A 20,021-nucleotide genomic window follows, 5' to 3' on the forward strand; every position below is an offset into this window, starting at 1 on the left:
TACAAGGCTATGACGCCTTCAGCGACTGCCCGGCGGCATGTGCGGATGCCCAAGCCCACTGGAAATTGTAACCACCCAGCCAGCCGGTCACGTCAACGCATTCACCTATGAAATACAGTCCCGGCACATCACGGGCCTGCATGGTTTTCGCGTCCAGATCGCGGGTATCCACGCCTCCGAGTGTCACCTCGGCGGTCCGGTATCCCTCGGTTCCGACCGGCCGCAGCCGCCAGCGGTTGATCCGCCGCCCCAAGGCCTGCAAAACGTCGTTGGGCTGATCGGCCAGCCTTGCATTGGCCAATCCTGATTCGGCCGCGATGGACTGCGCCAGCCGTTCGGGCAGGTGCTGTGACAATGCCGATGCCACTGCCGTGCGCCCCGTCCGGCTTCGCGTCTCCATCAGTGCCGTGGCGATATCGATTCCGGGGCGCAGGTCGATTTCCAGAACCTCTCCGGGCTGCCAATAGCTGGAGATCTGCAGGATAACCGGGCCGCTCAACCCGCGATGGGTAAACAGCAGCGCATCGCGGAACCGGGCGCCGCCGTGACGGATCTCTGCCTCGACCGACACTCCGGCGAGCGGACGGCACAGGTTCAGATCCTGTTCGGCGAAGGTCAGGGGCACCAGCCCGGCACGGGGCTCGACAAGGCGCAATCCGAACTTGCGGGCGATCGCATAGCCGATCCCGGTCGCCCCCATCTTCGGGATCGACTTGCCGCCCGTCGCGACCACGACATGCCTTGCCCGCACCTGCCCCGCATTCGTCGCGATCACGAAACCATCGGCATCGCGGCCGACATCCTCGATCCCGGTTTCCAGCCGCAGCCCGGCGCCCCGCATGCGATGCATCAGCATATCAATGATCTGCGTCGCTTTTCCGTCGCAAAACAACTGTCCCTGCGTCTTTTCATGCCAGGCGATTCCCGCACGATCCACCAGTTCGACGAAATCCTCCGGGCGGTATCGCGCCAATGCCGAGGCAGCAAAACGCCGGTTCTGCGACAGGAACCGGTCCCAGGAGGTAGAGAGATTCGTGAAGTTGCACCGCCCCCCGCCGGAGATTCGAATTTTCTCGCCGGGTTTGCGGGAATGCTCAAGGATCAGCACGCGGCAGCCCTGTGCCAGGGCCGAGCCCGCACAGAACAGCCCCGCTGCTCCGGCTCCGAGAATTGCGATATCCACCTGATCCATATGCCGCGGATAACGGGTTCCCGTGTAACCGGCAAGCCGGTGCAAATTTCGGCTTGAACCCCTCCGTCGTCTTGGCTATTCAGCCCGGACAGTTGGGGCGTAGCCAAGTGGTAAGGCAACGGTTTTTGGTACCGTGTACCGTAGGTTCGAATCCTACCGCCCCAGCCAAGCTTTATCCTCAAAAGACAGCTCGATAGATTAACCGGCAGTTTTGCGGGGATGGCCCGGTTTACACCTCAGTTTACATTTTTGTTCCGATTTCAGTCTCACCGATGAGATTCTTTGATGCGGTTCTATCAAGCTTCAGACTGGTAAAGCGGGCAGTATCCGTACAAATCTGGCCCAACATCTTCTCCAGCTTTCTCGGGAGGCATCCTCTCGACGCGTCGTTGCCATCATTCACCCGTTGCGCCAATACCGCTGCATGAAAGCAGTGCACGACGACAAGAGATTCACGCTGATCGAAATGTTAGTTGTCATGAATAGTTTCAGTTACCCGGGAGAGGATCGAGAAAACCGGAAGACCCCGGTTCAACTTTGATAAATAAAGAATAGCGGGGCGGGCAGATCGTTCCGCGTGTCTTTCAGTATAGCCCGAAAACCAGCTTTCTGGCCGGATGGGCCTGTAAGTGCGCCCTCTCGCAGCGGCACTCTGACAAGCGATTAAACACCGGTTTTTCAACTCCATAATGGGCTTTCAGCCGGCAGGTTTGCCCGATCTGGACTTTCCGGACATGGTAGAAGCGTTCCATGTTGGCCCTCTCGCGACCATGTTTAGCCAGGGTCATCCGAAAGGCCGCGCCATCAGACCATGGGATTAGACATCTAAATTCGCCCTTCGCGACGCATCTTCTTGCGATCCCGTGCCTTGTATAGCGCCATGAAGAACGGCATGAACCACGGTTTGCCGCGATAAAACGGGATAGAGGCAGGTGCCCGGAAATCGAAAGCCGACGGATTGTCCTGTTCCTGGCCAAGCAGCTTCAATGCCGCACGCCGCCCTATCCAGGGTGCCCAGACCACGCCCGAACCACAGAAGCCTGTCGCATAGACGATCTCGTCCCGAGTGAAAATTCGCGGGATCATGTCGCGGTGCATGGCAACATTGCCGAACCATGTATGCGAGATCGGCGTCCCTTGCAGTTCGGGGAAGATCTCCAGCAGGTTCTTGTGCAGATAGGCCACGGGCTTGGCCGGATCGTCACTATAGGTGCCGTCCCGCCCTCCGAAAAGAATGCGCTTGCCGTCGGGCGAGGGCCGGAAATAGAAGCCCAGAACGCGCGTATCGCTCAGCATCATCTGACGGGGCATCAGCCGGGCCATCAGCTCGGCCGGCAGTTCCTCGGTGGCTATGATGCGGCTGCGCACGGGGACTAGGCGGCGCTGCAGCCACGGGCTGGCTTCGTCGGTATAGCCATTCGTGCAAACCAGAACCTGCCGCGCCCGAACCTGTCCCCGGCTGGTTCGGACGGTGAACGCCCCGCCATCCCGGTCGATCTTCGTGACCGCGGTGTCCGAGTGGACCACGACTCCCGCAGCCTGTGCCACGCGCAGCAATTCCGCGATGAATTTGGCCGGGTGCAGCCCGCCGATATCCATACGCACCATGCCGCCCCGGAAATAATCCGACCCGATATAGTTACGCTGCTCGGCCTGCGGTACGGCATAGGCCTCGATCCCCAGATCCCGGCGCAATTTTTCCGCGTTGCGGGACATCTGCTCGTAATCCTGGGGGCCAATGGCGCATACATAACGCCCGGAAAGCCGGAAATCGCAATCGATCCCCTCTTCCTCCAGCAGGTTGTAAAGATGCTCCCGCGCCTGCTTTCCCTCCGCCTCGATCGCCATGGTGCGCTCTTCGCCGAATTTACGCAGCAGGGTCTGATGGTCGAGACGAATATTCCCGCTGGTGATGCCGCCATTGCGCGACGACGCCCCCTCTCCCGGATGCTGACGGTCGAACACTGCGACCGCACGCCCGGCCCGCGCCAGTGTCAGGCCCGCCGTCAGCCCCGCATAACCAGCCCCGACGATGGCGACATCCACCGTTTTCTCCAGCTGCTTCTGAGGCAAGGGGCGCGGCGGCGCGGCGTCCCACCAGTAAGGCGTGGTGTTCATCTTGCTTTCGGTCAGAGTCATGTCCTAGCCTTTTCTCAAAGATGCCGGTCGAACTGCACCGCGCCGATCACCCAGAGTATCCGGGCGGGCCGGTCGCTCTCATTTCGGAAACCGTGCTCAAGGGCGCTGTCGAAAACGAAACTGTCGCCCTGTCCAAGCCTTGCCTCACGGTGGTCCACGGACAGGACAAGCTCACCTTCGAGCACCAGCCCCCCCTTTTCCGCCGGATAACTCAGGGCCGTGTTCCCGGAACTCGCGCCCGGCGCGATCGTAAGGATCATAATCTGCAGGTTATGGTTGCCGCCCGATGTCAGCAGTTCCTTTTGCAATGTCCCAAGATCGATGAACGGACGGTTTTCGGCCCGGCGCACGAATGGCGGCTCGTCCCGGGTGTCCGGCTGATCGTCGCTGAACATTGCCTGCATGGAAATGTTCAGCGCCCGCCGGATCGCGGTCAACACGCGCATCGAGGGGTTGGCCAGATCCCTTTCGATCTGGCTGATCATCCCGACCGAAACGCCCGATTTCCGGGCAAGTTCCTGAATCGAGATTCCCTGCTGCTTGCGAAGATGGCGAAACGTGGCGCCGATAGACCGCGAGGAGCCGTTCTCGGCATCACCTGTTTCATCCTGGGTCATGAGGCACCGGCTTTTAATATCCCTGACTGCCGGATGCCCGCTGGAAAGCTGCGTCGAACACCCGGCAATGCGTTCAATGATGAAAATATTCCTGCAGAATTTCAATGATAATGCTGAAATCCGCAAGGAAAATCTGATTGCTTGCCATTTTTTTCAATATAACCCTATATTGATTTCAATAATGAATATCAGCCAAGGGGGGACTGAGTGCGGCCTGAACCTGATACCGCTGGCGAGTGTCCGCGATCCGAACCGGTGCTGACCGTGCGTAACCTTACCGTAGAGCTCCCGACAGGGATGGAGCGTAGATATGCGGTGAAGGACGTGTCCTTCGATCTGCCGCGCGGCAGGGTGCTCTGTGTCATCGGTGAGTCGGGCTCGGGCAAATCGGTGACGGCGAACACCATCATGGGGCTGCTGCCGAACGTGATCCGGGTGACGTCTGGCGAAATCCGGTTCCAGGGCGACGACCTTCTGAAACTCGACAAGGATTCCCTGCGCGGCCTGCGGGGGCGGGCAATCTCGATGATCTTCCAGGACCCGCTATCGGCCCTGAACCCGCTCATGACAGTTGGCGACCAGATCGCCGAGGCCATGGCGGCGCATGGTGCGGGCACCAGGCAATCGCGGACGGAACGGGCGCTTGAACTGCTGGAGGAGGTGGGTTTGCCGGATCCGGCGCTGATGCTGCATCAATATCCCTTCCGGCTGTCGGGCGGGCAGCGGCAGCGGGTGATGATCGCCATGGCACTCGCGCTCGAGCCCGATATCCTGATCGCCGACGAGCCGACCACCGCGCTGGACGTGACGACGCAGGCGCAAATTCTCGAACTGATCCTGGATATACAGAAACGCAAGGGAATGAGCGTCATGTTCATCACCCATGATTTCGGTGTCGTGGCCGAGATCGCGGATCAGGTCATCGTCATGGAAAAAGGGGTGATCGTCGAGCAGGCTCCCGCGAACGAGATTTTCACCGCGCCCAAGCACGAATATACCAAGCGCCTGATCGCGGCCGTCCCGGAATTGATCGAGGCAGGCCAACCCGACAGAAGCATTTCAGCCGGTCAGGACGACACCGTCATATCTGTTGAAAACCTCAACAAGACCTATACCAGCGGCAGCGGATGGCTGGGACGCAAGCGGGTCGTCAGCGCCGTGGCCGATGCCAGCTTTACACTGAAGCGCGGGCAGACCCTTGGTCTCGTGGGCGAAAGCGGTTCGGGCAAGACCTCGCTTGGCCGGCTGCTGATCAAGCTGCTGGAAAGTGACAGCGGCAGGATCGTCTATCGCGGCACCGATATCGCCCCGATGTCGGAGCGCGAGTTCAGGCCCTTGCGTCCGAAGATCCAGATGATCTTTCAGGATCCCTTCGCCTCGCTCAATCCGCGCTCGACAATCGGGCATATCATCACGGTCGGGCCGATCGCCCAGGGAATGAAACGGTCAGAAGCCCGCACAAAGGCGTTTCGCATCCTGCAGCAGGTAGGATTGGATGCCGGAGCCTATGGCCGTTATCCGCACGAATTTTCCGGCGGGCAGCGCCAGCGGGTCGGAATCGCGCGCGCATTGATGTTCGATCCCGAAGTTCTGGTCGCGGATGAGGCCGTGTCCGCGCTGGACGTTTCGATTCAGGCACAAATCCTGCAACTGCTGGACGAAATTCAGCGCGAAACCCAGGTGAGCATGGTCTTCATTACGCATGACCTGCGAATTGCCAGCCAGATTTGCGATCATGTCCTAGTGATGCAAAGCGGCAAGATCGTGGAGGCAGGGCCGCCATCCCGCATTTTTCACCACCCCCGGCATGACTATACCCGGCAGCTTGTCGCGGCCATTCCCGGCACAGGACGCGCTGCCCGACCCGCATAACACCAGCTACGAATTGGGAGGATAATCAAGATGACATCCAACAGGATCACCCGCCGCGGCACGATGCAGATGATGGGGCTGGCCGGGGCTGCCGGGCTCTTTGCCCCGAACCTGCTCGTCAGCAGGGCGCTGGCGGCGGCACCCGATGCCCCCACGGGCCAGATCATCGTCGGTTTCTCGCAAGAGCCCACGGTGTTCAACCCGCTCATGCCCCGGATCGAGGTGGATGATGGCGTGCAGCTTTCGCTATTCGACGCGCTGTTCCGTATCAGCCCCGAGGGCGAATTCATTCCCGCGCTTGCCGCCGAAGTTCCGACCATCGAAAATGGCGGCCTATCCGAAGATGGGCTGGAATGGCGCGTCAAGCTGCGCGACGATGTGAAATGGCATGATGGTGAACCCTTTACCGCCGAAGATGTGAAATTCACTCTGGAACTGGTGGTCGATCCGAATTTCAGAAGCTGGCGCACCACCGGGCATGATCTGGTCCGCGACCTGACCGTAGTCTCGCCGACCGAGATCACATGGCGCATGGAAGAGCCCTTTGCCCCCTATATGGCCATCCTCGTGGAAACAATGATGGTGCCCAAGCATATCCTTGGCCCCGAAGAGGATCGCAACAACGCACCTTTCAACCAGGCGCCTGTCGGCACGGGCGCGTTCAAATGGGGCAGCCGGACGGCCGGGGACCATCTGGAGCTGGTCGCCAATCCCGATTACTTTGGCGAAGGCCCGTATATCGAGCGGCTGATCTACAAATATATCCCCGATCTGACCGTGCTTTATACCCAGTTCAAGAGCGGTGATATCGACATCGCCGGGTCTCAATACATCACTCCGGACAATTACGAAGAGGCGAAAACGCTGCCCGGAAAAGTGGTGGAGGTCGTTCCCTCACCGACCGTGGAATCCCTGTTCCTCAACATGGAGCGGCCACAATTCAAGGAGAAGGCGGTGCGCGAGGCGCTTTACGCGGCGCTGGACAAGCAGGCGATCATCGACGCGCTTTATTATGGTCTGCCGACTCCGACCGAAAGCTATCTGCCGCAGCAATCCTTTTTCTACAATCCCGACCTTCCCCAGCATGAATTCAATATCGAGAGGGCCAACCAGATCCTCGACGAGGCGGGCTGGACCCGGGGTGCGGGGGGAATCCGGGAAAAGGACGGGGTCCGACTGTCTTTCACCAACTCGACCACCTCGGGCAACCATCTGCGCGAGCAGGCGCAGCAATTCATCCAGCAGACCTTTGCCGAGATCGGCGTCGAGATGACCATCTCGAACAAACCGCCTGCGGTGATGTGGGGGGATTACTGGACGAATTCGGAATTCGACACGGTCATCGTGGGGATCGTCTTTACCACCGGGGCCGATGCCGATGTGACGGTGCGTTTCCATTCCGGCGCCATCCCGGCGCAGGACGGTGCCGGATCGAATACCGGCCAGTACCAGAACGAAGAGGTCGACAAGCTGCTGGAGCAGGGCACAAGCACTTTCGTGCCCGAGGAGCGCAAGGAGATCTATCACCAGCTGCAAAAGATCATCCGCGACGATCTGCCTTTGCTGCCGATGTTCCAATATGCCACCGTCCGTGGCCATAAAGAGGGCATCATGGGTATCGTGCCGAATATCAATACCCGCATCGATACCTGGCATGCGGCGGCCTATTACTGGGACAACTGACGCCTTTCCAGGCTCCATGTCCGGCCTCTGCCCTTTCGGAGGCCGGTTCTCCCATCGACAACCAAATGCCCGGCACACAGGATAACCGATGGCCAGATATCTTTTGAAACGCCTTGGTCAAAGCATTGTCTTGCTGATCATCGTCTCGATGATCGGGTTCTTCATGTTGCACCTGACCCCCGGCGGGCCCTTGTCGCAATACGCGCTGACGCCGGGCATGACGCAGGAGACAATCGACCGTATCGCCGAGCAGATGGGGCTGAACCGGCCCCTGCCCGTTCAGTATCTCGATTGGGTCTGGCGGCTGGTTCAGGGCGATTGGGGGGAATCCTATCGCGACAATCAACCCGTGCTTTCCGTGATCGGCCGTCATCTTTTCGCGACGCTTCTTCTGATGGGCAGTTCGACCGCGATCTCCATCGGCATCGGCACCTGGATCGGCATTCGCGGCGCCACGCATCGCTATTCGGCCTTCGATTATGTCGCCACGGTGGGCGCGATGGTGGCATTGTCGATTCCGACATTCTGGTTCGGGCTGGTCGGCATCTATATCTTCTCGCTTGAGCTCGGCTGGCTGCCCGCCGGGAACATGTACGAGATCGGCAACGGCTCGTTCCTTGACTACCTGCATCACCTGATCATGCCCAGCGTGGTCCTGGCCCTCGTGAATATCGCGATCTGGAGCCGCTACATGCGGACCGCGACGCTGGATGTCATCAACCAGGATTTCGTCAAGACCGCCCGTGCCAAGGGCGTCAGCGAGCGCCGGGTGCTGATGAAACATGTGGTCGGAAACGCGTTACTGCCGATGATCACGCTGGCCGGCATGCAATTGCCCAACCTGCTCAGCGGCGCCCTGGTGACCGAAACCGTCTTTACCTGGCCCGGCATGGGCAGGCTGTTCCTCGATAGCCTGGGATATAATGATTACCCGGTGGTGATGGGATTGCTGATGTTTTCCGCCATCCTTGTTCTTCTGGGCAACCTGATCGCCGACCTGATCTCGGCCGCCATCGACCCCCGCATTCGCCTGAGCTGACCAGAGGGACGCAAGATGACCGAAACGACGCTCGATACCCCCTCGCATCGCTGGTGGAACAGCCGTGCCCTGTCGCGTTTCATGCGCCACCGGCTCGCGATCATCGGCACGGCGATGCTGCTGTTGCTCACACTGGCCTGCTTTGCTGGCCCGCATCTGCTCGCCTATGACGAGCTGTTCATCGACCTGCGGGCGCGGTTCTCGCCGCCCCTGACCGGCGATCATTACCTGGGCACCGACCCGATGGGGCGCGACATCACGGCGCGGCTGCTGGTTGCGGGACAGACTTCGCTGCTGGTCGGCTTTTTCGCCATGATCCTTTCCACCCTGATCGGCACGGTCATCGGGGTTGTCGCCGGCTATTACGGCGGCAGGGTGAATGCGGCGCTGATGCGCTTTGTCGATGCCTTCCTGGCCTTTCCCTCGATCTTCCTGTTGCTGGCGCTTGCGGCCTTCATCAATCCCAGCCCGGTCATGATCACCGTCATCATCGCCGTCACAAGCTGGATGGAGATTGCCCGCATCGTCGAGGCCGAGGTCAAATCCCTGCGCGAGAGGGATTTCGTCATGGCGGGCAGGATGCTGGGACTCAGCAATACCCATATCATGTTCCGCGAATTGCTGCCGAACATGGTCGGGCCGATCATCGTCGCGGCAACCCTGACCGTCGCGCGCGCGATCCTGCTCGAGGCCTATATCAGCTTTCTGGGCTATGGCATTCAGCCGCCGCTACCCAGTTGGGGCAACATGCTGAACGGGGCGCAGCAATACCTGGACTCCGCCCCATGGCTTGCGATCGTGCCGGGGATCACGATCACCATCGCCGTGACCAGCTTCAATTTCATCGGCGACGGATTGCGCGACGCGTTCGACGTGCGTTCCGAACCGACTTGACGATAAGGGCATGATGATTTTCCTTGCCAGTATGGATCGTGAACGGGGCTAATTCCTGCAAGCCCGCTTCAAGGAGGTCTTGCCCGACATTCAGGTCGTTCTGGGCGACGAGCCTTATGACAAATCCTCCATCCGCTACATGCTCACTGGATGGTGCCTGAAGATATCGCCACGGCTTATCCGAATTTGCAGGCCGTCTTTTCGCTTGGGGCCGGTGTGGATCAGTTCACCGAAGCGGTCTTGCTCCCGCATGTAAGTCTGCTGCGGATCATTAACGATGACCTGACCGCGGTGATGCAGGAATATGTGACCATGGCGATCCTGGCCCTGCATCGGGATCTGCCCGGCTATATCAACCGGAAGGCGCGGCAGGTCTGGCAAAAGATTTCCGTCCCGCCACCAGCCCTAAAACGACGTATCGGCATGATGGGGCTGGGCGAATTGGGACAGGGCGTATTACGCACCCTCGCGCCATTCGGCTTCCCGCTCTCAGGCTGGTCGCGAAACCCCAACCGGACCGACGACGTTACACGTTTCAAGGGCCTGAGGGGTTGGAACCGTTTCTCGATCAGACCGACATACTCATCTGCCTGTTGCCGCTGACCGACGAAACGCAGGCCATCCTGAATCGCAGTCTTTTCGAGCCGCTTCCATCCGATGCCACCCTTGTCCATGTCGGACGCGGACAACGACCTGTCGGCCCCGTCTATTTTTTGTTTTTTCTTTTATTTTTTATAGGTCTAACTCAGGTCAGCTCAGATCAACTCGCCTCAGCTCAAGACTGAAACTAATCATGACACCTAACAAGGACAGAACATGAACGTGGGATCAGAAAGTGGGATACACAAAATGACGATATTAGATATGTTTCCTAACCCATTGAAATCATGGTGCCGGTTGCAGGAATCGAACCCGCGACCTTCTGATTACAAATCAGCTGCTCTACCTGCTGAGCTAAACCGGCCATGCGGGGCTAGCCCGCTTTCGACATCCCGATACCGCGAGATGCCGGTTGACGCAAGCCGGGATTGGTCTGCGCCAGCAGGATCACCGCCAATAGCCCCACCGACATGACCAGCAACGCGGCCGGAGCGGCATTGCCCAGATCCTCGAGGCTGGCCTTTTCATGCACACGGGTCGCGAGCGTCTCGTAGCTGAACGGGCGCAACAGCAGCGTGGCCGGCAGTTCCTTGCAGCTGTCCACGAAGATCAACAGCAACGCGGAACCGACCGAGCCCCGCATCAGCGGCATCAGGATATCGCGCAGAGCGCCGGTGCTGCTCCGCCCGAGGGAACGCGCCGCCATTGGCAGCGAGGGCGGCACCCGGGTGAAGGCCCCATCGATGGCGCCCTGCCCGATCGCGAAGAACCGCACCGTATAGGCGAACACGATCGCGGCGCCGCTGCCGGTCAGGATCAGCCCCGGATCGCTGCCGGTCAGGGCCAGCCAGCCATCCGCGACCCGATGATCCAGCGCCGCCAGAGGAATCAGAATGCCGACGGCCAGCACTGCGCCGGGCGCGGCATAACCGATCATTGTCACCGGCAGCAGCAGCCGCGGCAGGCTGCGTCCGGAAAGACGCACCCCGTAGACCATGACCAGCGCCATCCCCACGGTCAGAACCGCCGCGATCCCGCCAAGGCTGACCGTATGCCAGACCGCAAGCCCCAGCCCCGGAGTAATCCAGCCCTCGGGATAGGCCAGGGCGTAATTGAGGATCACCCCGACAGGCAGAAGGAATCCAAGGGCAAACGGAAAGGCGCAGGCTGCCGTCGCGGCCATCGCGGGGATACCCTTCAATGTCAGGCGGCTGATCGGGCGCGGCTGGCGCGCGCTTTGATGAAAACGAGCATTGCGGCGGGCGAAACGCTCCCACAATGCCAGCAGCGTGACCACCAGCAGGATGACGCAGGCGATCTGTGCCGCCCCTCCGGCATTGCGGCGCTCCAGCCAGGTGGTGAAAATGCCCGTGTTCAGGGTCTGCACCCCGAAATAGCTGACCACGCCGTAATCGGCGACCGATTCCATCATCGCAATGGCCGAGCCGGCGACGATGGCCGGGCGGGCCAGCGGCAGACCGACGCGGCGGAACAGCGCCCAGGGCCCCGCCCCCAGGGCACGCGCGACCTCATAGGCGCTGCCGGATTGCTCATGCAGGGCCGCGCGGGTCAGCAGGTAGACATAGGGATAAAGCGCCGCCGACAGAACGACGATCGCCGCCTCGATCGAGCGGATGCGGGGAAACCAGTAATCGCTTGCATTCGTCCAGCCGAACCAGCCGCGCAAGGCGGTCTGCACCGGGCCGGAATAGTCCAGGAAATCCGCCAGGGCATAGGCCCCGATATAGGCAGGCACGGCCAGCGGAGCCAGAAGCAGCCATTGCATCCAGCGGCGGCCGGGAAAATCATACATGCTGACCAGCCATGCGGGCCCGGCCCCCATGCAGGCCGACAGCAGGCCGGTCCCCACCGCCAGGATCACGCTGTTCGACAGGTAACGCGGCAGGACCGAATTCAGCAGATGCGGCCAGATATTCTCGGTCGGGTTCAGCGCCATCCAGACCACCGCTGCCACCGGCATCAGCACCAGAGCAGCAATGAAAACCGCCCCGGCCGACCATGCCCGCCCGCCATTCTGCCGCAGGATGCTTTCGTGGCCGCGCCGCCTCCGGCGGGGCATGTCAAAAACGCTCATGCCGGAGCGGTAGCGCAAAGCGGTTTGACTGTCCACGATTGCCGGATACTGTGCCCCGGAATTTGCATCTCGTTAATCCCTGATGTGCAAGATTTACCGGAGTGGAGAGGGCAAGCCGCATGCAGATGGTCTTTCATATCGGCGTACATGCTACGGATGACGGCCGGCTACTGAAAACACTGCTGAAGAATAACGACCTGTTGCTGCGGCAGGAAACCGAAACCGTGCCTCCCCGCCGTCACAGCGGGTTGTTCGAGCAGGCGCTGATGGCGCTTCAGGGCGGGCTCGCAACCAACGAGATGGAAGAGGTCATCCTGGACGCCATCCTGAAAACCGATGATCCGCAGCGGGTGATCCTGTCCAGCCCCAGCTTCCTGGGTGGTGTCGGGCGGGTCGTCGGGAAAGAGGGGTTGTATCCGCAGATCGGCAATAGCGTAGCGTCACTGGCCAACCTGTTTCCCAAGGCGGAAGCCGAGTTCTTCATGGCGATCCGCAATCCCGCGACGCTGCTCTCGGATATCCTGCCGCAATTCAAGGGCGGCGGCTACAAGGCCATGCTGCAGGGCCGCCATCCGCTGGACCTGCGCTGGCGCGAGGCGGCTCAGCGCCTGGTTCGGGCGGCACAGGGGCGGCGCCTCGTCATCTGGTGCCACGAGGATGTGCCGCTGATCTGGCCCGAGGTGATCCGCCTGATCGGCCAGATCGCCCCCGAATCGCCGCTCGAAGGGGGGATGCTGTATATGCGTGAACTGCTTGACGACGCCGGTTCCGCGAAACTGGCCGAAGCGATAAGCGCGCGCGACCAGATGTCGATCTCGGACCGGCGCAAGACCTGCGCCGAGATATTGGGGAAACATGCCGCGGAAGATGTGATGGAACAGCCCGTCGAACTGCCCGACTGGACGCAGGAGATGGTCGACGAGATGACCGACAACTACCACCGCGATATCGCGGAGATCGTGGCGCTGCCCGGAGTGGAGTTCATCCTGCCATAGATCGAGGTCAGAGGCGGCCGGGCTCCGTGACAGCGGACGGAACCGGCCGTCTCACATCCCGGCGAGATCCGCGCCTCCGGCGGCGCGGAACCAGCGGATGACCTTGGCGCGTTCCTCATCTTCCATGAAGCTGACATTGGCGGGCGGCATCGCATCGGTCAGCCCTGCCTGCACATATATCTCGCGCGCCGCCCGGGCGATATCCGAGGGCGTTTCGAGGAACACTCCCTTGGGCGCGTGATAGATGCCCTCGTAAACCGGCTCGCGCGCGTGGCACATGGAACAGCGTCCCGCCACGATACCGGCGACCTCGTCGAAACCCGCCGCCTCGGCGTAACGGGTCTCGACCGGGGTCAGGGCACGGGTCTCGGCATTTTCCAGCGTGTCCTGGTTGAGGCCGATGGAGCTCAGCCACATGATCATGATGAACAGCACCGCCGTCACCGCCCAGGTCCACCACAGTTCGCCCTTGCGGGCATGCATGGTGTTGAAGAAATGCCGGATGGTCACGCCCATCAGAAAGATCAGCGCCGCGATCAGCCAGTTGTAATCGCTCGCGAAGGCCAGCGGGTAATGGTTCGACAGCATCAGGAAGATGACCGGCAGGGTCAGGTAGTTGTTATGCGTCGAACGCAGCTTGGCGATCTTGCCGTATTTCGGATCGGGCGCGCGCTCGGCCTTGAGATCGGCCACCACGATGCGCTGGTTCGGCATGATAACCAGGAACACATTCGCGGTCATGATCGTCGCGGTGAAGGCGCCCAGGTGCAACAGCGCCGCGCGCCCGGTGAAGACCTGGTCATAGCCCCAGCCCATGACCACCAGCGCCGCGAACAGCAGCAGCATCAGCACGGTCGGGCGTTCTCCGAGCGGCGATTTGCAAAGCGTGTCATAGATCAGCCAGCCGATCGCCAGGGAGCCGCCCGAGATCAGGATTGCCTGCCATTGCGCCAGCGCCATCTTGGCCGGATCGATCAGGAACAGGTTCGCTCCGGCCCAATAGGTCACCATCAGCAGCGCCGCGCCCGAAAGCCATGTCGCGTAGCTTTCCCATTTGAACCATGTCAGATGCTCGGGCATCCGTTCCGGCGCGACCAGGTATTTCTGGATATGGTAGAAACCGCCGCCATGGACCTGCCATTCCTCGCCATGCGCGCCCTTTGGCAGGCCGGGCGCCTTGACCAGGCCGAGATCCAGCGCGACGAAATAGAAGGACGAACCGATCCAGGCGATGGCGGTGATCACATGGGTCCAGCGGATCGCGAAGCTCAGCCACTCCCAGATAACGATATGATCGGGAATCATCGCTCAGCTCCCCCGATAGGTCGAATAGCCGAAGGGCGAGACCAGCAGCGGCACATGATAGTGATCCTGCTGCGACATGCCGAAACGGATCGGGATCACGTCCAGGAAACGCGGGGTCTCGGGCGGGATTCCCGTGGCATCCATCCAGGCGCCGGCGTGGAATTCCAGCTCGTATGCGCCGGTTTCGAATTCGCTTTCCGGCAGGATTTGCCGGTCGGTGCGGCCATCGGCATTGGTCTTCAGCCGTGCCAATTCGACCCGCTGTCCGCCCTGCAGGCGAAACAGCACCACCTCCATTCCCTCGGCAGGCTTGCCGCGGGCGGTATCGAGAACATGGGTTGTCAGGTAACCCGGCATCTGCGCCTCCCCTGATTATCGCGGTTTCATTGATAACCGATCCTGCCCGCAAGACGAGAGGGCGCGAAGGCAAGGCAGTCTATAATTTTCGTAGAAAATCGATTGAAGACAGGCCATGACATGCAGCGGACGGGCTTGGTGCCTGCCCCGGTTATGCGACAGCCGGGCAATGGAGATGCCCGGCTGCCTTGGCGTGATGCCGCGTCGAATTGACGGCCGATCAACCTTTGTCAGGCAGATCCCGCCAACCGCGCGACGGCCTTTTGAGCCCGTGCCCGCAAGTCACGCGGATCGGCGGTCAGTAGCTGGTGGTCCGTAACCACCGCCCTGCCCCGAACGTAAACCGCCCGGGGACGTATCGGCGCGCAGAATACCAGTGCGGCGACCGGATCCCATTGGCCGGCGGCGGGCAGTTCGCCAATATCCCACAGGACCAGATCGGCCTGCATCCCCGGCGCGAGCGCGCCGATATCGCTGCGCCCCAGCACGCGGGCGCCGCCAAGCGTGGCGATCTCCAACGCTTCGCGGGCGCCCATCGCGGCCGGGCCGTCCTTCAGACGGGCGACCAGCATCGCCTGCCGAGCCTCCAGCCCCAGATGACTGCAATCATTGGAGGCCGATCCATCGACCCCCAGCCCCACCGGCACGCCCCTGTCGCGCATCGTCCGCACCGGGGCGATGCCGCTGGCCAGCCGCGCGTTCGAGCAGGGGCAATGCGCCACCCCGGTCCCGCTCCGGGCAAAAAGGTCGATCTCGGGATCCGACAGTTTCACGCAATGGGCATGCCAGACATCATCCCCGGTCCAGCCAAGGCTTTCCGCGTAATCCCCCGGCAGCATTCCGAAATTATCAAGAGAATAGCGAATATCCTCGTCATTCTCGGCCAGGTGGGTATGCAGCCGCACGCCCTTTTCCCGCGCAAGAATGGCGGCATCGCGCATCAATTCGCGGCTCACCGAAAAAGGCGAACAGGGCGCGAGTGCCACCTGCACCATCGCCCCCTCGCCCGCATCGTGAAAGGCATCCACCACCCGCTCGCTGTCGCGCAGGATCGCGGTCTCATCCTCGACCAGCGCATCGGGCGGCAGGCCGCCCTTGCTCTCGCCGATCGACATCGCCCCGCGCGTGGCGGTGAAGCGGATGCCAATATCCGAGGCCGCCTCGATACTGTCATCCAGCCGCGAGCCGTTCGGAAACAGGTACAGGTGATCCGAGCTGCAGGTGCAGCCCGACAGCGCCAGCTCGGCCAGACCGACCTGCGCCGACAGGCGGATATCCTCGGGCTCCATCCGCGACCAGATCGGATAGAGCACCCGCAGCCAGCCGAACAGCGCCGCATCCTGGGCGGCGGGCACGGCGCGGGTCAGGGTCTGGAACAGGTGGTGATGGGTATTGACGAGGCCGGGGGTGACGACGCAGCCCCCGGCCTCGATGATTTCGGCGCCATCGCGCGGCAGGCCCTTGCCCACCGCGACGATCTTTCCATTCTCGACCAGCACATCGCCGCCCGCGATCTCTTGCCGTGTCTCGTCCATGGTGACGACGACATCGGCGTTCCGGATCAGCAGCCTAGTGGGCATCGGACGCGTGCCCCGCCTCGCGCACATCATCTTCGCTGATATGCGGCGCGCCGTTATAGAACCAGTTCAGCAGCACCGCCGAGATCGCCGCCAGCAGGATGCCGGAATGGATCAGCGGGTGAATGGCATGCGGCATCCACTGGTTGAAATCGGGCGCGATCATCGGAATCATCCCGATCCCGACCGAGATCGCCACGATGAACAGATTATGCCGGTTTCCAGCGAAATCGACCCGCGCGAGGATGCGCACCCCGGTCGCCGCGACCATGCCGAACATCACCAGCCCGGCACCGCCCAGAACCGTTGTCGGCAGGCTTTCCACCAGCGCCCCCATCTTAGGGATCAGCCCCAGCACGATCATGATCGCGCCCCCCGCCACGCAAACGAAGCGCGAGCGGATCCCGGTAACGCCGACAAGGCCGACATTCTGGCTGAAGGACGTATAGGGAAAGGTGTTGAACAGCCCGCCGATCGCCGTGCCCAACCCGTCGGCCCGCAGGCCTGCGGCCAGCGATTTCTGGGTCAGCGGCTTCTTGCAGATATCGCTGAGGGCAAGGAACATGCCGGTGGATTCGATCATCGTGACCAGCATGACCAGCAGCATGGTGACGATCATGATCGGGTCGAATACCGGCATACCGAAATGCAGCGGCTTGATCAGGGCGAACCAGCTTGCCTCGCCGACCTTCTCGAAATGCATCATGCCCAGCATCGCTGCCACCACGCCGCCTGCGGCAATACCGATCAGGACCGCGATATTGGCGACGAAACCCCTGGCAAAGCGCGAAATCAGCAGGATCGTGCCCAGCACCAGGACCGCGATCAGGATGTTCTGGCCCGAGGCATAGGCCGGGTTCTTGACCGTCGGCGCCAGTTGCACCCCTTCGGGCACGCCTCCCGCCGCCATCGCCTGGTTAAGCCATTCCTGTGCGGCAGGATCGACGATCTTGGGCGCGGTCGCCCCGACCGGCATACCGAAAATCCAGTTGATGCCGATGGGCATCAGGCTGATGCCAATGGTCAGGATCAGCGTTCCCGTCACCACCGGAGGAAAGAAACGCAGCATCCTGCTGACGATCGGGGCCAGAAAGATGCTGATCAGCCCCGCCGCGATGATCGCGCCGAACAATGCGCGCGCGCCCTCGTGCCCCGGAGTGCTTCCCGCGATTGCCACCATCGGCCCGACAGAGGCGAATGTGACACCCATCATGACAGGCAGTTTGATGCCGAAATATTGCGTCGTGCCAAGGCTTTGAATAATCGACACGATCCCGCAGACAAACAAGTCGGCCGAGATCAGGAACGCGACTTCCTCGGCGGGCAATTGCAGTGCCCTGCCGACAATCAGCGGAACCGCGATCGCACCCGCATACATGACCAGCACATGCTGAAACCCTAAAGTGATGAGCTTTGGCGCGGGCAAGACCTCGTCGACGGCATGAACCGTCCCGGACCTCCCGGCTTCAATGCTTGCATCGGACATTGCGGACCTCCCTTTCCACTACTGTCGGAATATGATCAGATCTCGACCTTGACGGCCTTTCCCTGTTGTCGTGCAAGTTCGACGACTGCGCCCGCGACCGCAAGATCCTGCAGCCCGACACCGGTGCCGTCGAAAATGGTGATTTCCGCATCGCCACGTCCCTCGTGATCGCCAGTGATAACCCGGCCTATCGCGGTGACGTCGCTGTTGGAAATATTTCCCGCTGCGCTGGCATGCTGAAACTCACCGATGCTGAGCGATTGGGCAATCTCGTCGGTAAACAGGCGCGCACGCGCGACCAGCGCCGGGTCGAGTTCCTGCTTGCCCCTGGTATCGGTGCCCATCGCGGCGATATGGGTGCGCCCCTTGACATGGCCGTCCATCAAGAGCGGCTCGAAAGCCGAGGTGATCGAGATGATCACATCCGCTTCGGCCCCAAGCCGGGGCAGTTCCACCGCCTCGAAGGGCAGGCCGATCTCGGCGGCGGTGTCGGCCAGCCGGATCAGCATCTCGGGATGCGGGTTCCAGCCGATAACGCGCTCGAATTGGCCCACGCGGGCGGCGGCCCTCATCTGGAAGGCCGATTGATGGCCCGCGCCGATCATGCCCAGCACCCTGGCCTCCTCGGGCGCAAGATGCTTGATCGATACGGCACTTGCCGCGGCGGTGCGCAGGGCGGTCAGCAGGTTCCCCCCGACCGCCGCCGAAACCCGCCCGGTATCCGGATCGAACAGGAACACGGTGGACTGATGGTTGATCAGGTCGCGCTTCTGGTTGTTCGGCCAGTAGCCCCCGGCCTTCAGCCCCAGGTTCAGGGCGCTCTTGTCGAAGCCGCCCTTGAAACCGTAAAGCGCATCCTCATGCCCGATCGCCTCGCGCACCACGGGGAAGTTATAGGCTTCCCCGCTCGCCATCGCGGCAAACACCGCCTCGACAGCGTCGAACGCCGCCTCGGGCGTCATCAGGCCGGCGATCTCGGCCTCTGGAACGACCCACATCAGTAAGCCTTCCCGCGCGCGCTGACCGGCCAGACGGTTTCCACCTTGCCGTTCCGGACGCCCACATACCAGTCATGGACATTGCAGGTCGGATCGCAATGGCCCGGCACCAGCCGCAGCTTGTCATTGACCTTCAGCACCCCGTCGGGGTCGTCGATCACGCCATGCTCATCGCTGCACTTGATGTATTTCACATCCTCGCGCCCATAGATAAAGGGCAGCCCGCTATCGACCGACTGCGCCTTGAGACCGGCATCGCAGATCGCCTTGTCGGCTTTCGCGTGGCTCATGACGCTGGTCAGAATGAACAGCGCGTTTTCCCATTCGCCCTTGTCGATACGGTTGCCGTCCCGGTCCAGGATACGGCCGTAATCGGCGTCCATGAACGCGTAGGAGCCGCATTGCAATTCGTTGTAAACGCCCGAATTGCTTTCGAAATAATAAGACCCGGTGCCACCGCCCGAGACCAGTTCCGGCTCCAGTCCCACGGCCTTCAGCCCGTCCACGGCGTCCTTCACCTGCGCGATGGCGGCGTCCAGCTTGGCCTTGCGGTCATCAAAGCCGTCAATATGCTGCATCGCGCCCTGATAGGCTTGGATGCCGGTGAATTTGAGACCTTCGGCCGCATCCACGGCCTTGGCAATCTCGACCACTTCCGGGGTCGTCTTGACCCCGCAGCGCCCGGCGCCGCAATCGATCTCGACAAAGACCTCCAGCGTGGTGCCGTGTTTTTGCGCCGCCGCCGAGAGATCGGCGACATTCGCGACATCATCGACGCAAACGATGATCCGGCTGCCCAGTTTTGGCAGGCGGGCCAGACGGTCGATCTTGGCCGGGTCGCGGACCTGGTTCGACACCAGCACATCCTTGATGCCGCCGCGCACGAAAACTTCGGCTTCGGACACTTTCTGGCAGCAGACGCCAATGGCACCGCCCAGCTTTTCCTGCAGCTTCAGCACATCGACCGATTTATGCATCTTGCCATGGGCGCGGTGCCGCATCCCATGAGCCTTGGCATAATCGCCCATCTTCCTGATGTTGCGCTCAAGCGCGTCCAGATCGAGGATCAGGCAGGGAGTTTGAATATCCGCCTCATCCATTCCCGGCAGCGCCGGTACGTCGAAGCCAACCTCCAGCCCATCGAAATTCACAGGTGCGTTCATGATTTCCTC

At 61.5% G+C, this 20,021-nt stretch carries 16 protein-coding genes, 2 tRNA genes and 1 pseudogene; 8 read left to right on the forward strand and 11 right to left on the reverse strand.

Annotation, left to right across the window (positions count from 1 at the left end):
- Window positions 1–7: 7 nt before the first annotated feature.
- Window positions 8–1,192 (reverse strand): BaiN/RdsA family NAD(P)/FAD-dependent oxidoreductase, encoded by a 1,185-nt coding sequence (locus C9E81_RS06075; protein WP_122111823.1) that lies wholly within the window; start codon window positions 1,190–1,192, stop codon window positions 8–10.
- Window positions 1,193–1,285: 93 nt separating this feature from the next.
- Here C9E81_RS06075 and C9E81_RS06080 point away from each other — a divergent pair.
- Window positions 1,286–1,360: transfer RNA gene (locus tag C9E81_RS06080), tRNA-Gln, on the forward strand.
- A gap of 657 nt (window positions 1,361–2,017) precedes the next feature.
- Here the strand turns inward: C9E81_RS06080 and C9E81_RS06085 are convergent.
- Together C9E81_RS06085 and C9E81_RS06090 are read right to left on the reverse strand one after the other, a co-directional pair.
- Window positions 2,018–3,331, reverse strand: a complete 1,314-nt coding sequence (locus C9E81_RS06085) for an NAD(P)/FAD-dependent oxidoreductase (protein ID WP_122111419.1) — start codon at window positions 3,329–3,331, stop codon at window positions 2,018–2,020.
- A 14-nt stretch (window positions 3,332–3,345) separates the two neighbouring features.
- The gene (locus C9E81_RS06090) at window positions 3,346–3,948 is read right to left on the reverse strand and encodes a cupin domain-containing protein (protein WP_122111420.1); all 603 of its coding nucleotides are present in this window, start codon (window positions 3,946–3,948) and stop codon (window positions 3,346–3,348) included.
- Window positions 3,949–4,245: 297 nt separating this feature from the next.
- On the opposite strand from C9E81_RS06090, the gene C9E81_RS06095 reads away from it, so the two are divergent.
- The 6 genes and pseudogenes from C9E81_RS06095 to C9E81_RS23655 all read left to right on the forward strand — a co-directional run bounded on the left by C9E81_RS06095 (window position 4,246) and on the right by C9E81_RS23655 (window position 10,221).
- Entirely contained in the window at window positions 4,246–5,820 is a 1,575-nt protein-coding gene (locus C9E81_RS06095) for an ABC transporter ATP-binding protein (protein ID WP_122111421.1), read from the forward strand.
- Between the two features lie 30 nt (window positions 5,821–5,850).
- On the forward strand, window positions 5,851–7,503 hold the full coding sequence (locus C9E81_RS06100) for a peptide ABC transporter substrate-binding protein (protein WP_122111422.1): 1,653 nt from the start codon (window positions 5,851–5,853) through the stop codon (window positions 7,501–7,503).
- An 88-nt stretch (window positions 7,504–7,591) separates the two neighbouring features.
- Complete coding sequence (locus C9E81_RS06105; protein WP_122111423.1) at window positions 7,592–8,542, forward strand: ABC transporter permease; 951 nt, start codon at window positions 7,592–7,594, stop codon at window positions 8,540–8,542.
- A gap of 15 nt (window positions 8,543–8,557) precedes the next feature.
- A complete protein-coding gene (locus C9E81_RS06110) occupies window positions 8,558–9,436 on the forward strand; it encodes an ABC transporter permease (protein ID WP_122111424.1) in 879 nt (292 codons plus the stop codon).
- A 312-nt stretch (window positions 9,437–9,748) separates the two neighbouring features.
- A pseudogene (locus C9E81_RS23650) lies at window positions 9,749–9,838 on the forward strand (hypothetical protein); the annotation flags it as partial.
- A 71-nt stretch (window positions 9,839–9,909) separates the two neighbouring features.
- Window positions 9,910–10,221, forward strand: coding sequence for an NAD(P)-dependent oxidoreductase (locus tag C9E81_RS23655; RefSeq protein ID WP_425010627.1), 312 nt, complete (start codon window positions 9,910–9,912; stop codon window positions 10,219–10,221).
- Between the two features lie 103 nt (window positions 10,222–10,324).
- Here C9E81_RS23655 and C9E81_RS06120 read toward each other — a convergent pair.
- Both C9E81_RS06120 and C9E81_RS06125 read right to left on the reverse strand, forming a co-directional pair.
- Window positions 10,325–10,400 (reverse strand) — tRNA-Thr (locus C9E81_RS06120).
- A gap of 9 nt (window positions 10,401–10,409) precedes the next feature.
- Window positions 10,410–12,116 (reverse strand): ABC transporter permease, encoded by a 1,707-nt coding sequence (locus tag C9E81_RS06125; protein WP_122111426.1) that lies wholly within the window; start codon window positions 12,114–12,116, stop codon window positions 10,410–10,412.
- Between the two features lie 134 nt (window positions 12,117–12,250).
- Here C9E81_RS06125 and C9E81_RS06130 point away from each other — a divergent pair, with 134 nt between their 5' ends.
- Window positions 12,251–13,126, forward strand: coding sequence for a hypothetical protein (locus C9E81_RS06130; protein ID WP_122111427.1), 876 nt, complete (start codon window positions 12,251–12,253; stop codon window positions 13,124–13,126).
- Window positions 13,127–13,177: 51 nt separating this feature from the next.
- On the opposite strand, the gene C9E81_RS06135 is transcribed toward C9E81_RS06130, so the two are convergent.
- The 6 genes from C9E81_RS06135 to bhcC form a co-directional block, all read right to left on the reverse strand.
- Window positions 13,178–14,428 carry a urate hydroxylase PuuD gene (locus C9E81_RS06135; RefSeq protein ID WP_122111824.1) on the reverse strand — a complete coding sequence of 417 codons (1,251 nt, stop codon included), beginning with the start codon at window positions 14,426–14,428 and terminating at the stop codon, window positions 13,178–13,180.
- Between the two features lie 6 nt (window positions 14,429–14,434).
- On the reverse strand, window positions 14,435–14,788 hold the full coding sequence (gene uraH, locus C9E81_RS06140; RefSeq protein ID WP_122111428.1) for a hydroxyisourate hydrolase: 354 nt from the start codon (window positions 14,786–14,788) through the stop codon (window positions 14,435–14,437).
- A 230-nt stretch (window positions 14,789–15,018) separates the two neighbouring features.
- Window positions 15,019–16,368 (reverse strand): 8-oxoguanine deaminase, encoded by a 1,350-nt coding sequence (locus tag C9E81_RS06145; protein WP_122111429.1) that lies wholly within the window; start codon window positions 16,366–16,368, stop codon window positions 15,019–15,021.
- Window positions 16,358–17,851, reverse strand: coding sequence for a nucleobase:cation symporter-2 family protein (locus tag C9E81_RS06150; protein WP_122111430.1), 1,494 nt, complete (start codon window positions 17,849–17,851; stop codon window positions 16,358–16,360). The genes C9E81_RS06145 and C9E81_RS06150 overlap by 11 nt, the downstream gene beginning before the upstream one ends.
- A 35-nt stretch (window positions 17,852–17,886) precedes the next feature.
- Window positions 17,887–18,849, reverse strand: coding sequence for an iminosuccinate reductase BhcD (gene bhcD, locus C9E81_RS06155; RefSeq protein WP_122111431.1), 963 nt, complete (start codon window positions 18,847–18,849; stop codon window positions 17,887–17,889).
- Complete coding sequence (bhcC, locus tag C9E81_RS06160) at window positions 18,849–20,012, reverse strand: 3-hydroxy-D-aspartate aldolase BhcC (RefSeq protein WP_122111432.1); 1,164 nt, start codon at window positions 20,010–20,012, stop codon at window positions 18,849–18,851. The genes bhcD and bhcC overlap by 1 nt, the downstream gene beginning before the upstream one ends.
- Between the last annotated feature and the right edge of the window lie 9 nt (window positions 20,013–20,021).

The sequence above is a fragment of the Paracoccus alkanivorans genome (genome assembly GCF_003697785.1).
In the GTDB taxonomy this organism is placed as follows: Bacteria; Pseudomonadota; Alphaproteobacteria; order Rhodobacterales; family Rhodobacteraceae; genus Paracoccus; species Paracoccus alkanivorans.

Bases quoted from the DNA above. Each gene is read 5' to 3' on its own strand.
- C9E81_RS06075 (WP_122111823.1), bottom strand. From the start codon at position 1,192: ATGGATCAGGTGGATATCGCAATTCTCGGAGCCGGAGCAGCGGGGCTG.
- C9E81_RS06085 (WP_122111419.1), bottom strand. From the start codon at position 3,331: ATGACTCTGACCGAAAGCAAGATGAACACCACGCCTTACTGGTGGGAC.
- C9E81_RS06090 (WP_122111420.1), bottom strand. From the start codon at position 3,948: ATGACCCAGGATGAAACAGGTGATGCCGAGAACGGCTCCTCGCGGTCT.
- C9E81_RS06095 (WP_122111421.1), top strand. From the start codon at position 4,246: ATGGAGCGTAGATATGCGGTGAAGGACGTGTCCTTCGATCTGCCGCGC.
- C9E81_RS06100 (WP_122111422.1), top strand. From the start codon at position 5,851: ATGACATCCAACAGGATCACCCGCCGCGGCACGATGCAGATGATGGGG.
- C9E81_RS06105 (WP_122111423.1), top strand. From the start codon at position 7,592: ATGGCCAGATATCTTTTGAAACGCCTTGGTCAAAGCATTGTCTTGCTG.
- C9E81_RS06110 (WP_122111424.1), top strand. From the start codon at position 8,558: ATGACCGAAACGACGCTCGATACCCCCTCGCATCGCTGGTGGAACAGC.
- C9E81_RS06125 (WP_122111426.1), bottom strand. From the start codon at position 12,116: ATGCCCCGCCGGAGGCGGCGCGGCCACGAAAGCATCCTGCGGCAGAAT.
- C9E81_RS06130 (WP_122111427.1), top strand. From the start codon at position 12,251: ATGCAGATGGTCTTTCATATCGGCGTACATGCTACGGATGACGGCCGG.
- uraH (WP_122111428.1), bottom strand. From the start codon at position 14,788: ATGCCGGGTTACCTGACAACCCATGTTCTCGATACCGCCCGCGGCAAG.
- C9E81_RS06145 (WP_122111429.1), bottom strand. From the start codon at position 16,368: ATGCCCACTAGGCTGCTGATCCGGAACGCCGATGTCGTCGTCACCATG.
- C9E81_RS06150 (WP_122111430.1), bottom strand. From the start codon at position 17,851: ATGTCCGATGCAAGCATTGAAGCCGGGAGGTCCGGGACGGTTCATGCC.
- bhcD (WP_122111431.1), bottom strand. From the start codon at position 18,849: ATGTGGGTCGTTCCAGAGGCCGAGATCGCCGGCCTGATGACGCCCGAG.
- bhcC (WP_122111432.1), bottom strand. From the start codon at position 20,012: ATGAACGCACCTGTGAATTTCGATGGGCTGGAGGTTGGCTTCGACGTA.